The sequence below is a fragment of the Bacillus sp. JHAA genome (assembly GCF_036961585.1).
In the GTDB taxonomy this organism is placed as follows: Bacteria; Bacillota; Bacilli; order Bacillales; family Bacillaceae; genus Bacillus; species Bacillus velezensis.
Genome location: NZ_JBAMDE010000003.1, coordinates 557,134 through 569,075 on the forward strand (window position 1 = coordinate 557,134; position 11,942 = coordinate 569,075).

Genomic DNA, 11,942 nt, shown 5'->3' on the forward strand with positions numbered 1-11,942 from the left:
ACAAAGGAGAGAAAGCAGTCTGCTTTCTCTCTTTTTATGCGGGAGGCCTTGAGATGCTTGCGAAATGGCTGGGCGGAATGTTACTTATCGGGTTGTTAGTGTATGCGGGCTGGAACATTTATTCTGTACAAAAAAGTCCGAAAGAAGGGACGGAAGAAGGGATGAAAGCCCCTGACTTTACACTTTATACATTGTCAGGAAAAAGTATCTCCCTTTCTGATTATAAAGGAAAAAAAGTGCTCCTCAATTTCTGGGCGACGTGGTGCAAGCCGTGCCGAATGGAAATGCCCGATATGCAGGAGCTGCAGAAAGAATATCCTGATATTGCGGTAGCAGCCGTTAATTTTACATCCTCTGAAAAAAATATACAGGATGTGAAATCATTTGCTGATCATTATCAGCTGACCTTTCCTATTCTGATTGACAAAAGCGGAATTAACGGAGATTTCAACGTGCTTTCTTATCCGACAACATACATATTAGACGAAAAAGGAACCATTCAGCATATTCGCGTAGGCACGATGACAAAAAAAGAAATGAAAGAAAAACTGGATCTCAAATAGAGGTTCAGTTTTTTTATTGTGAAGGGCTTAGGTTTTGAAAAATTGGAAAAAATGAATGAAAACACGGAGGTGAGAAGATTGAAAAAAATGCGAAAACGTTCTTTTCATGAATTGGTTATGGAAAATAAACGTGAGCTGATGACCAATACGGAATATTTGAATCAGCTTGAAGAAAAGCTGGAGCAGCGGTTCAAACAAAAATAACCTTTAATTTGCAGTCATGTTTGCACCTCCTTTTGCAAAATATACTCTTAAGGAGGGATGAACATGGGCATAAACAAGAAAGACGGCCAGCCGCAATACGCTCCGAGCCACTTAGGGACAAAACCCGTTAAATATAAACGCAACAAAGGGGAAAAGTTTCATGACAAGTCAAACGGACATCCGATTGTCATGCAGACGAAAGGCGAATAACATCATATCAAAGGAGAGCAGACATTATGACAAACAATTATCAAAAACCGAATCCGGATGACCGTTCCGATAACGTTGAAAAGCTGCAGGATATGGTGCAGAATACCATTGAAAATATAGAAGAAGCCAAAGAATCAATGGAATTTGCGACAGATGAGGAAAAACAGCGCATTCAAGAGAAGAATGCCAGACGCAATGAAAGCATTGAATCGTTCCGCAGTGAAATCCAGGATGAATCGGCTGCAAGAGAAAACGGCTATCAATCATAATAAAAACCAGGGAAACCTGGTTTTTTTCTCTTTCCGGCTCGTTGTGATAAAATGGGGCTAATCTGATAATAAGGGAGCAGAGAACGTTGCATGTGTCAAAAAAAGAAATAGAAGTGCGTTATGCGGAAACAGATCAAATGGGTATCGTCTATCATGCCAATTACTTAGTCTGGATGGAGGTCGGCAGAACGGCGCTGATTAAGGAACTCGGATTCCTTTACAAGGATATGGAAGATAGAGGAGTGCTGTCCCCTGTATTGGATATCAGCATTTCTTATAAAAAGCCGCTCCGCTACGGAGAAACGGCTGTCGTACATACTTGGATTGAAGAATATAACGGATTTAAAACCGTTTACGGCTACCACATCTATAATCCGGATCAAGAACTTGCCATCACAGCGACATCCTCTCATATATGCGTTGATAAAGAGAGCTTCAAACCGATTCAGTTTCGCAAGGCTTTTCCTGATTGGCATGCCGCTTACGAAAAGGCAAAAAAATAAGGAGCGGCTGCAGTTATGGCATTTGGAATTACGCGTAAGGAACTGGAAAGATGGAAGCGGGATGTATCGGAAGGGAAAATCGCTTTTTTAACGCATTACTGGCTGGACGACCGCTTTCCGGAGGCTAAGACCGTGACGAAGGCCGGTTCAAGCGATCTCAATAAACTGATCAGATGGGGAGCGGAATACGGGCTGAAGCCGGAGTGGATTCACCATAAAAATGAATTTCCCCACTTTGACCTGCTCGGTGATACGCAAAGAAGCATATTAGAAAAAGAACATCTGACTGATCATCTCAAAAGGTTCAGGCTGTAAAAAAAAGAACGCATCCGCTGCGTTCTTTTTTTCTTACACGTAATCAAATACCGGCTCTTCTGCCTGATCTGAATATGTGACTGACAAATCGTGATTATCAAAGTACCATAAGTCGCTTTCTTCAATAAAAAAGGTAATGCCTTCAACTTCCGTGCTGGTGCCGATGTTCATCGGCCGGTCTTTTAAAATGCCGAGAGAAAAGCCTTTCTGAACGTTGCTGCATCCCCCGTAACGGACAAAGAAACGGACATGGTCGCCTGTTTCCAGATCGAGCTCTTCTTTGTACCAATCCAGCGCGCCTTTCGTTACTTTCATGTTCATCCGGAACACTCCCTTTTTGTTTCTCATATAAAGAAATTATCTCTATTATAAACGCATATGGCATTTTGATGTCAAAATTGAAGTTTCATCAAAACCATTTGATCTTCGGTTCTGTTTTGTTTATAATCCGTTTGATGTTTGCCCTGTGTCTGTAGATAACAAACGCGGTCAAGAGCGTCACTACGACTAATAAATAAGGGTCTTTTACAAACAGACAGTAAATAATCGTATAAATCCCTGTTAACATTGAAGACAGAGAAACAAATTTCGTAAGGAATAAAAATACGAAAAATACTGCAACCATCGTAACGAATAACAGCGGAGCATAAAACAGCAGGACGCCCCCTGATGTGGCTACGGCTTTGCCTCCCTTAAACTTTGCGAACACGGGGAATACATGGCCGATTACTGCTGCCACCCCTGCGAGAAGAGGATGAATGGGGACGTGCAGTAAATATGGGAGCGCCGCGGCCAAGGTGCCTTTTAAAATATCGGCTGCGATGACAACAGATCCCGCTTTAACGCCAAGCGTGCGAAAAGCATTTGTAGCGCCCAAATTGCCGCTTCCGTGTTCTCTAATATCGATCCCTTTCGCAAGTTTGCCTACGATTAAACCTGACGGGATGCTGCCTATTACATAGGCCAAAATAATCAATAAAGCAATCAACATCTACATTTCTCCTTTTCAATGTCCCTTCACTCTATTTTAACACGAGTTGTTACCGTCTGATGACAAGTTTTTTGAGAATTAAGCTGACAAAGCGCTTTTTTTGATTCCGGCGAAGCGGTCATGTACAATATATCAAAAGGAGATGGTAAAGATGCAAAATCCTTCAAAATCAGAGATTAAAGAAATCCTGGACCGGAGCAAACGGATCGCAGTCGTCGGGCTGTCAGACCGTCCCGACCGGACTTCTTACATGGTTTCCAAAGCGATGCAGGATGAAGGGTATGAAATTATTCCCGTCAATCCAACGATTGATGAGGCGCTTGGCGTTAAAGCCGTCGCTTCATTAAAAGACGTGGAGGGACCGATTGATATCGTGAATGTGTTCAGACGCTCTGAGCAGCTTCCCGGCGTCGCTGAAGAATTTTTACAGACGGACGCTCCCGTTTTTTGGGCGCAGCAGGGCCTTGCAAATGAAGAAGCGTATCGCATGATTACAGACAAAGGACGGACGGCTGTTATGGATTTATGTATAAAAGTCGCCCGCGCTGTTATAAAATAGGAACAAAAAAGGCAAAAATCCTTGGCAAATCAGGGGTTTTTGCTTTTTTATTGAAAGAATACTCTTTGCGTATGATGATGAAACAGATACAATAAAGCATGAACAGCTTTTTTAGAAACCCCTTTATACAGGGGTTTACAGTCTGTTTGCGATGGCCGGCATAAAGCTATATAATAGAAAGCGAACTCATGTTCTTATTCGCTGAAAAGGGCACCAGAAAGATGAAAAGCCGTTCGAATGTATGTCTTGCGGCCTAAAAAACGAGCCATTCGCTTAAATATGTTGCGAAATCAAGCATATTGGTTATAATTGTGAGTCCGAGGAGAATTGGACCGAAGCTTGCGCATACTGAAAAACAAAGACATGAAAACATTTAAAAAAGAGAATGATTAAGAGCAGGTTTTTTGAAAGGGGTTTGTACGTTTGGCTAGAAAACAGCAATTTGATTACAACGAAGATGCCATACAGGTGCTTGAAGGCCTGGAAGCCGTCAGAAAACGACCGGGAATGTACATCGGTTCGACGGACGCACGCGGCCTGCACCATCTGGTATATGAGATCGTCGACAATTCCGTCGATGAAGTTCTTGCCGGCTACGGAGATCATATTATCGTAACGATACATAAGGACAACAGCATCTCCGTACAGGACAGAGGACGCGGAATGCCGACCGGGATGCATAAGCTCGGAAAGCCGACGCCGGAAGTTATTTTCACCGTGCTGCATGCCGGGGGGAAATTCGGACAGGGCGGCTATAAAACAAGCGGCGGTCTGCATGGTGTCGGTGCATCTGTCGTAAACGCATTATCGGAGTGGCTGACGGTTACTATTGAGCGTGACGGATATGTGTATAAACAGCGGTTTGAAAACGGCGGCAAGCCCGTGACTTCACTTGAAAAAATCGGAACGACCAAAAAAACAGGAACGCTTACCCATTTTAAACCTGATCCGTCAATGTTCAGCGCAACGGTTTATAATTTTGACACGCTGTCAGAACGTCTGCGCGAATCGGCTTTCTTGTTAAAAGGTTTGAAAATAGAATTAATTGATGAACGGAACGGCGTAAAAGAAGTATTTTATTATGAGAACGGAATTGAAGCGTTTGTCGCTTATCTAAACGAGGAAAAAGACGCTTTATGCGAAGTGGTTTCCTTTGAAGGCGAGCATCATGACATTGAAGTCGATTTCGCGTTTCAGTTTAATGACGGGTATTCAGAAAATATGCTGTCATTCGTTAATAACGTCAGAACAAAGGACGGCGGCACCCACGAATCAGGAGCCAAAACGGCAATGACAAGAGCGTTTAACGAGTATGCGCGAAAGGTCGCCCTTTTAAAAGAGAAAGACAAGAACCTTGAAGGCGCCGATATCAGGGAAGGTTTGTCCGCAATCATTTCCGTGCGTATCCCGGAGGAACTGCTGCAATTTGAAGGCCAGACGAAAGGGAAGCTTGGCACAAGTGAGGCGAGATCCGCCGCGGATGCCGTCATTTCCGAGAATCTTGCTTATTTCCTGGAAGAAAACCGCGATACAGCAACCCTGCTTGTCAAAAAAGCGATTAAAGCAAGCCAGGCCCGTGAAGCGGCCCGTAAAGCGAGAGAAGAAGCGAGAAGCGGCAAAAAGCGCAAAAAATCAGAAGCGACGCTGAGCGGAAAACTCACACCGGCCGGTTCCAGAAATCCGGCGAAGAATGAATTGTATCTGGTGGAGGGAGACTCTGCGGGAGGTTCTGCAAAACAGGGAAGAGACCGGAAATTCCAAGCCGTGCTGCCCCTTCGCGGAAAGGTCATCAACACAGAGAAAGCAAAGCTTGCAGACATCTTCAAAAATGAAGAAATCAATACGATTATTCATGCGATCGGAGGCGGTGTCGGCGCAGATTTTGAGATAGACGACATCAATTATGACAAGATCATCATCATGACGGACGCGGATACCGACGGCGCGCACATTCAAGTCTTGCTGTTAACATTTTTCTACCGCTATATGAAACCTTTAATCGAGCACGGAAAAGTCTTCATCGCCCTTCCGCCTCTTTACAAAGTGAGCAAAGGAAGCGGTAAGAAAGAGATTATTGAATATGCTTGGTCCGACGAAGAAATGGACGGCGTTTTAAAGAAAGTCGGCAAAGGGTATACCATCCAGCGCTATAAAGGTCTGGGAGAAATGAACGCAGACCAGCTCTGGGAAACGACGATGAATCCCGAATCGCGAACGCTCGTCAGAGTCAAGATCGACGATGCGGCACGGGTAGAACGCCGTGTAACGACATTAATGGGAGACAAAGTAGAACCGAGAAGAAAATGGATTGAAAAAAATGTTGCCTTCGGATTAGATGAGGAAAGCAATATTTTAGAAAATGAAAACTTGTCGGTCGCTGAGGAGGTTTAATAGTGGCACAGCCAGAATTATTTCATGATTTACCGTTAGAAGAAGTAATCGGCGACCGTTTCGGACGCTACAGTAAATACATTATTCAAGACAGGGCGCTGCCCGACGCTCGTGACGGTTTAAAGCCGGTGCAGCGGAGAATTTTATACGCCATGCACGCAGACGGAAATACATTCGATAAAAATTTCCGTAAAGCGGCAAAAACGGTCGGAAACGTTATCGGTAATTATCATCCGCACGGTGACAGCTCTGTTTATGAAGCGATGGTGCGGATGAGCCAGGATTGGAAAGTGCGGAATGTGCTGATTGAGATGCACGGCAACAATGGAAGCATTGACGGTGATCCGCCGGCTGCCATGCGTTATACGGAAGCGAGATTATCTTCTATCGCGTCCGAGCTTTTGCGTGATATAGATAAAAATACGGTTGAATTCGTTCCGAACTTTGATGACACTAGTAAAGAACCGGTTGTTTTGCCCGCCATGTTTCCTAACTTGCTTGTCAACGGATCAACCGGGATTTCAGCGGGCTATGCGACTGATATTCCCCCTCATCATCTGGGTGAGGTCATTGATGCCGTCATTAAACGGATTGAATCTCCGGATTGCACCGTCGATGACTTGATGCAGGTGATTAAAGGGCCTGACTTTCCGACAGGAGGCATTATTCAAGGAGTCGACGGCATTCGGAAGGCTTATGAAACCGGAAAAGGCAAAATTATTATCCGCGGCAAGGCTGAAGTGGAATCCGTAAGAGGCGGACGGGAGCAGATCGTCATTACAGAAATTCCGTTTGAAGTAAACAAAGCCAATCTCGTAAAGAAAATGGACGAATACCGCATAGACAAAAAAGTCGAAGGCATTTCTGAAGTCCGGGATGAAACTGACCGCACGGGGCTTCGGGTGGTCGTTGAGTTAAAGAAAGAAGCCGATGCAAAAGGCATTTTGAATTTCTTATATAAAAACACTGATCTGCAGACAACATATAACTTTAATATGGTCGCCATACATAACCGCCGGCCGATGCTGATGAGTCTTACGGCCATCCTGGATGCGTATATTTCCCATCAGAAGGAAGTGGTGACAAACCGCTCCGTCTTTGAATTGCAAAAAGCAAAAGAGCGGCACCACATCGTTGAAGGACTGATGAAGGCACTGTCTGTGTTAGATGAGGTCATAGCCGTCATCCGGGCAAGCAGCGACAAGAAAGATGCGAAACAAAACGTAATGTCTAAATTCGCATTTACGGAGCCTCAGGCCGAAGCGATCGTATCCTTGCAGCTGTATCGTCTGACAAACACGGATATTACGGCGCTAAAAGAGGAAGCGGAAGAGCTCAGCAAGAAAATTCAGGAGCTCGAAGCCATTTTAAGTCATGATAAAAAGCTGTTAAAAGTCATTACAAGCAGCCTGAAAAAATTGAAAAAGACCTATGCTGACAGCAGACGGTCTGTCATTGAAGAAAAGATTGAGGAAATTAAAATCAATCTTGAAGTCATGGTTGCCTCTGAGGACGTATATGTGACAGTCACAAAAGACGGCTATGTAAAACGAACAAGCCAGCGGTCATTTGCCGCTTCTAACGGCCAGGATTTCGGTATGAAGGATACTGACAGGCTGATTCACCAATTTGAAATGAATACAACGGATGTTCTCCTGCTCTTTACCAATAAGGGAAGCTATGTTTATTGTCCGGTTCACCAGCTTCCCGATATCAGGTGGAAAGACATGGGGCAGCACGTAACGAACATCATCACGATTGACCGAGATGAAACCATCGTGAAAGCTATACCGGTAAAAGAATTTGATCCATCTTCATATTTATTGTTTATGACGAAAAACGGCATGGTGAAAAGAACTGAAATGACGCATTACAAAGCGCAGCGTTACTCGAAAGCGCTTGTTGCCCTTAACCTTAAAGGGGACGACGAGCTGATTGATGTTCATGTCACAGACGGCGGCAGCCAGCTGTTTATCGCCACCCGCCTCGGGTACGGTTTATGGTTCGGTGAAGATGAAGTAAATGTAGTCGGTGCCCGTGCGGCCGGCGTAAAGGGCATAAATGTAAAAGACGGTGATACCGTCGTATCAGGACAAATTCTGCATGAGACAGATTCGCTTGTCCTTGTCACACAGCGGGGAGCAATCAAGCGGATGAACCTATCTGAATTCGAAAAAACATCCAGGGCGAAGCGCGGTGTCATCATGCTGCGTGAGCTTAAAAAGAACCCGCATCGCGCAGTCGGCGTATTCGCGTGCGCTTTAGCCGACATGATCGCTGCGGAAACAGAAAAAGGCGAGAGAATCGAAATCGCCGTGAAGTCCTTGCGGGCGAATGACCGATACAGCAACGGCTCCTTCTTTACCGATGAAGATGAGACAGGGCCGGTAACAGATGTATGGCGTATCCCCGCGTCTGATGTTTAAGAGTAAAAATAAAATAAAAAAACCTCCGCTCATTGAGCGGAGGTTTTACTATTTAGCTTTCATGGCTGCCGAATAAGTCAGTGATAGCGTGAACGACTTCGATTCCCTGCCATACAAATAAATTCAATGCAGTGAATGAAAACAACCCTAAAATCACCATTCGTAAGATAAACAACATGTTTAACAACCTCCTCATTTTATGTTACATAGATAGGCGATGTTGAACATGAAGCTCATCGAAATACGAGGACTGATAAAATTTAGCGATTAAAAAGCTTTTCTTTCGCTGTCTTCTCCGGGAAGCGGGGCGTCTCCTGTCTGATATCACGATCAGTGAGACAGAAGCGGCAAAAAGCGCCGTCAAGATATATGAGCCCGTCAGCGATTTTTTCTCATCATCAGCATTTTGGCCGGCCTTCATTTCGTGCATTTCCTGCTGGTCGGCTACCGCTTTAAAATGATGAGCAGTATCGAACGCATGGGGAATGGAGAGCAAATGAAAGCTTGCAATCGCTAAAAATAAAATAGAAGCTTTTAAAAACAAGATTTTTTTCAAATGTTCTCCCCCCTTCATAAGTCTGAATATTTTTATTATAATACCCTAATTTAAATGTAAAGTAAACATATTTATTAAATTTAAAAAATTATTATCCTGGTTAAGTATATACCATTCCATCCATCTTTTCATCTCTTTTTTCTTAAAGACCTATTTGTTATGATATGCACGCATTCCTTATGGCATGACAACATTTTTCGGGCTGTAAGATAAAAAACGGGGCATGACAGCAAAAGACGTGATGTAGAAACCGAAACATTTTCTTAAAAAAACTTCTCAACCACTGTTGTTGTGATATAATAATACTCGTTGTGTTAAAAGATCTAACATATGCAGCAAAAATGACAGTAAAAGATATGTAAAAGGGAGGTTAAACATGGAGGCTTTCATCAGTGAAATCATAAATGTTCCAAATGATTTTATTTGGAAGTATCTTGTTTATATTTTAGTCGGGATCGGATTGTACTTTACGTTCCGTTTTCGCTTTATTCAATTCCAATACTTTATTGAAATGTTTAGAATCGTCGGGGAGAAGCCGCAAGGAAATAAAGGAGTGTCTTCAATGCAGGCATTCTTTATCTCAGCCGCTTCTCGTGTCGGAACCGGAAACTTGACCGGCGTCGCGCTGGCGATTGCAACAGGCGGTCCAGGCGCAGTATTTTGGATGTGGATCGTAGCGATTGTCGGTATGGCTTCCAGCTTTGTGGAAAGCACCTTGGCGCAGCTGTATAAAGTGCGTTCCGGTGACGAATTCCGCGGCGGTCCGGCATATTACATGGCAAAGGGACTGGGCGCCCGCTGGCTCGGTATTTTATTCGCCGTATTGATTACCGTTTCTTTCGGACTTATCTTTAACGCCGTGCAGTCAAATACGATTTCTGTGGCGTTTGACGAAGCATTCCATGTGAATAAAACAGTTATCGCAATCATTTTAGCTGTATTAACGGCTTTCATTATATTCGGCGGGCTGAAACGTGTTGTATCCGTTTCGCAATTTATCGTTCCGGTCATGGCGGGTATGTATATTCTGATCGCGTTGTATGTTGTAATTGTGAATATTACCGCGGTACCTGAATTGCTTATGACGATTGTGAAAAATGCGTTTGGTCTTGAGCAGATCGTCGGCGGAAGCTTAGGAAGCATCATTATTATCGGTGCGCAGCGCGGCCTGTTTTCAAACGAAGCGGGTATGGGAAGCGCGCCGAATGCCGCAGCGGCTGCACATGTGTCGCATCCGGCTAAGCAGGGATTAATTCAGACGCTCGGCGTGTTTTTTGATACATTTATCGTTTGTACATCGACTGCCTTTATCATTTTATTGTACAGCTTTACGCCTAAAGGCGACGGCATCCAAGTGACGCAAGCCGCATTGCAGCACCACCTCGGCGGCTGGGCCCCGACATTTATTGCGATTGCGATGTTTTTATTCGCATTCAGCTCTGTCGTCGGCAACTATTACTATGGTGAAACCAATATTGAATTTATTAAAACAAGCAAAACATGGCTTAATATTTACCGCGTATTCGTCGTAGTGATGGTGGTATACGGATGTTTGGCTGACTTCCAGATCGTCTGGGACATGGCAAACTTGTTTATGGGACTCTTGGCTCTCATTAACTTAGTGGCAATCTTACTGCTGAGTAATGTAGCCTACAAGATCTATAAGGATTATGCCGCTCAGCGCAAAAAAGGTCTTGATCCTGTATTCAAAGCCGAGAATACCCCGGAGCTCAAGCATATTGAAACATGGGCGGAAGAAGAAGGTACAAGCCCCGAACGTAAGACTGCTAACTGAGGAAACATGCATACAATTTTCAAAAAACCCCTTACATTTTGTTGTGAGGGGTTTTTTTATGTGAAAAACCGGGTTATTTTTACTGAAAACAGATTTTTTTGAATTTATTGTATTTTTCTCTTGCGTGTGTAAGGGTTTTCATATAAAGTTTTACTAAACCGGTTTACCAAACCGATTTAGTCTTAAAAGAAAGGAGTATTGATGTGGCTTCTGATTATGGTATTTTTACGATCGGTGATGCGATGATCACCTTAAATCCCGCAAGCACAGGACCTTTGCGTTTTGTTACCCATTTTGAACGAAAAGCAGGAGGAGCTGAACTGAATTTTGCGATTGCATGCGCCAGATTGAATCTGCACTCAAAGTGGGTCAGCAGACTGGGGAAGGATGAGTTCGGCAGAGTGATTTATCAGTTTGCCAAAGGAGAAGGAATTGATGTGACTGACGTCTCCTATGTTGAAGGCTTTCCTACATCTTTAAATGTCAAAGAGATCAGAAATGACGGTTCAGGCAAGACGTTTTATTATCGTTTCAATTCACCAATTCTGACTCTTGCACCGGAAGATATAACAGAGAATATGTTTGCCGGCATTCACATCGTTCATCTTACCGGTGTGTTCCTCGCGCTTGATAAGAAAAATCTTGAAATTGCTGAAAGGGTGCTTTCCATCGCCAAAGCAAGAGGGATTCCCGTATCTTTTGATCCGAATATCAGGCTGAAGCTGTGGACGATTGAGGAGGCGCGTGCGGCATTTCATCAAATCTTTCCGCATACTGATATTCTTCTGGCGGGCCGGGACGAAATGAAACAGCTGACAGGTATAGGGGAAAATGAAGCATTAGCCCGGTTTGCAGAGACCTATTCAATCAGCCAGCTCGTCATAAAAGACGGTGAAGCAGGTTCTGCGCTGTATCATGATCATAAGTGGGTTCACAAAGAGGCTTTCCCGGTTGCGCCTGTTGACACGGTAGGAGCGGGTGACGGCTTTAATGCCGGCTACCTGTACAGTTATCTGCATGGTTTTGAACCGGAAAAACGTCTGGAGTTTGCCAATGCGGTCGGTGCGCTCGTCACCACAGTTTCCGGTGATAATGAAGGGCTTCCCTATCTAGAAGAGGTTCTGTCATTTGTAAACAAAGAGACTGTGATTGAACGGTAG

The 11,942-nt window shown here is 44.1% G+C and carries 15 protein-coding genes; 11 read left to right on the forward strand and 4 right to left on the reverse strand.

Features of this window, described 5'->3' with window-relative positions; genetic code table 11:
- Positions 1-53: 53 nt before the first annotated feature.
- The 6 genes from V7728_RS09900 to V7728_RS09925 all read left to right on the forward strand — a co-directional run bounded on the left by V7728_RS09900 (position 54) and on the right by V7728_RS09925 (position 2,064).
- Positions 54-563 carry a TlpA family protein disulfide reductase gene (locus V7728_RS09900; protein WP_015239931.1) on the forward strand — a complete coding sequence of 170 codons (510 nt, stop codon included), beginning with the start codon at positions 54-56 and terminating at the stop codon, positions 561-563.
- Positions 564-641: 78 nt separating this feature from the next.
- Positions 642-767, forward strand: coding sequence for an FbpB family small basic protein (locus tag V7728_RS09905; RefSeq protein ID WP_012117651.1), 126 nt, complete (start codon positions 642-644; stop codon positions 765-767).
- Positions 768-830: 63 nt separating this feature from the next.
- Positions 831-977, forward strand: a complete 147-nt coding sequence (locus V7728_RS09910) for an acid-soluble spore protein N (protein ID WP_003153977.1) — start codon at positions 831-833, stop codon at positions 975-977.
- 26 nt (positions 978-1,003) lie between these two features.
- On the forward strand, positions 1,004-1,246 hold the full coding sequence (gene tlp / locus V7728_RS09915) for a small acid-soluble spore protein Tlp (protein WP_007410320.1): 243 nt from the start codon (positions 1,004-1,006) through the stop codon (positions 1,244-1,246).
- Between the two features lie 86 nt (positions 1,247-1,332).
- A complete protein-coding gene (locus V7728_RS09920) occupies positions 1,333-1,749 on the forward strand; it encodes a YbgC/FadM family acyl-CoA thioesterase (RefSeq protein WP_015239932.1) in 417 nt (138 codons plus the stop codon).
- Between the two features lie 15 nt (positions 1,750-1,764).
- Entirely contained in the window at positions 1,765-2,064 is a 300-nt protein-coding gene (locus V7728_RS09925) for a hypothetical protein (RefSeq protein ID WP_007410319.1), read from the forward strand.
- Between the two features lie 33 nt (positions 2,065-2,097).
- Here V7728_RS09925 and V7728_RS09930 read toward each other — a convergent pair whose 3' ends face one another.
- Positions 2,098-2,385: a HesB/YadR/YfhF family protein gene (locus tag V7728_RS09930; RefSeq protein ID WP_007410318.1), complete on the reverse strand. Its 288-nt coding sequence runs from the start codon at positions 2,383-2,385 to the stop codon at positions 2,098-2,100.
- A gap of 88 nt (positions 2,386-2,473) precedes the next feature.
- A complete protein-coding gene (plsY, locus tag V7728_RS09935) occupies positions 2,474-3,055 on the reverse strand; it encodes a glycerol-3-phosphate 1-O-acyltransferase PlsY (protein WP_007410317.1) in 582 nt (193 codons plus the stop codon).
- Between the two features lie 151 nt (positions 3,056-3,206).
- Here plsY and V7728_RS09940 point away from each other — a divergent pair, with 151 nt between their 5' ends.
- The 3 genes from V7728_RS09940 to parC all read left to right on the forward strand — a co-directional run bounded on the left by V7728_RS09940 (position 3,207) and on the right by parC (position 8,431).
- Entirely contained in the window at positions 3,207-3,614 is a 408-nt protein-coding gene (locus V7728_RS09940) for a CoA-binding protein (protein WP_007410316.1), read from the forward strand.
- Positions 3,615-4,037: 423 nt separating this feature from the next.
- On the forward strand, positions 4,038-6,005 hold the full coding sequence (parE, locus tag V7728_RS09945; protein ID WP_007611767.1) for a DNA topoisomerase IV subunit B: 1,968 nt from the start codon (positions 4,038-4,040) through the stop codon (positions 6,003-6,005).
- A gap of 2 nt (positions 6,006-6,007) precedes the next feature.
- Positions 6,008-8,431, forward strand: a complete 2,424-nt coding sequence (gene parC / locus V7728_RS09950) for a DNA topoisomerase IV subunit A (protein ID WP_007410314.1) — start codon at positions 6,008-6,010, stop codon at positions 8,429-8,431.
- A 52-nt stretch (positions 8,432-8,483) separates the two neighbouring features.
- Here the strand turns inward: parC and V7728_RS09955 are convergent, their stop codons facing one another.
- The gene (locus tag V7728_RS09955; RefSeq protein WP_013352436.1) at positions 8,484-8,609 is read right to left on the reverse strand and encodes a hypothetical protein; all 126 of its coding nucleotides are present in this window, start codon (positions 8,607-8,609) and stop codon (positions 8,484-8,486) included.
- A gap of 24 nt (positions 8,610-8,633) precedes the next feature.
- Positions 8,634-8,987 carry a hypothetical protein gene (locus tag V7728_RS09960; RefSeq protein WP_003153956.1) on the reverse strand — a complete coding sequence of 118 codons (354 nt, stop codon included), beginning with the start codon at positions 8,985-8,987 and terminating at the stop codon, positions 8,634-8,636.
- Positions 8,988-9,363: 376 nt separating this feature from the next.
- Here V7728_RS09960 and V7728_RS09965 point away from each other — a divergent pair, with 376 nt between their 5' ends.
- A complete protein-coding gene (locus tag V7728_RS09965) occupies positions 9,364-10,782 on the forward strand; it encodes an alanine/glycine:cation symporter family protein (protein ID WP_012117655.1) in 1,419 nt (472 codons plus the stop codon).
- A 203-nt stretch (positions 10,783-10,985) separates the two neighbouring features.
- A complete protein-coding gene (locus V7728_RS09970; RefSeq protein WP_099566764.1) occupies positions 10,986-11,942 on the forward strand; it encodes a sugar kinase in 957 nt (318 codons plus the stop codon).

Bases quoted from the DNA above. Each gene is read 5' to 3' on its own strand.
- V7728_RS09925 (WP_007410319.1), top strand. From the start codon at position 1,765: ATGGCATTTGGAATTACGCGTAAGGAACTGGAAAGATGGAAGCGGGAT.
- V7728_RS09910 (WP_003153977.1), top strand. From the start codon at position 831: ATGGGCATAAACAAGAAAGACGGCCAGCCGCAATACGCTCCGAGCCAC.
- plsY (WP_007410317.1), bottom strand. From the start codon at position 3,055: ATGTTGATTGCTTTATTGATTATTTTGGCCTATGTAATAGGCAGCATC.
- V7728_RS09965 (WP_012117655.1), top strand. From the start codon at position 9,364: ATGGAGGCTTTCATCAGTGAAATCATAAATGTTCCAAATGATTTTATT.
- V7728_RS09955 (WP_013352436.1), bottom strand. From the start codon at position 8,609: ATGTTGTTTATCTTACGAATGGTGATTTTAGGGTTGTTTTCATTCACT.
- V7728_RS09900 (WP_015239931.1), top strand. From the start codon at position 54: ATGCTTGCGAAATGGCTGGGCGGAATGTTACTTATCGGGTTGTTAGTG.
- tlp (WP_007410320.1), top strand. From the start codon at position 1,004: ATGACAAACAATTATCAAAAACCGAATCCGGATGACCGTTCCGATAAC.
- V7728_RS09940 (WP_007410316.1), top strand. From the start codon at position 3,207: ATGCAAAATCCTTCAAAATCAGAGATTAAAGAAATCCTGGACCGGAGC.
- V7728_RS09930 (WP_007410318.1), bottom strand. From the start codon at position 2,385: ATGAACATGAAAGTAACGAAAGGCGCGCTGGATTGGTACAAAGAAGAG.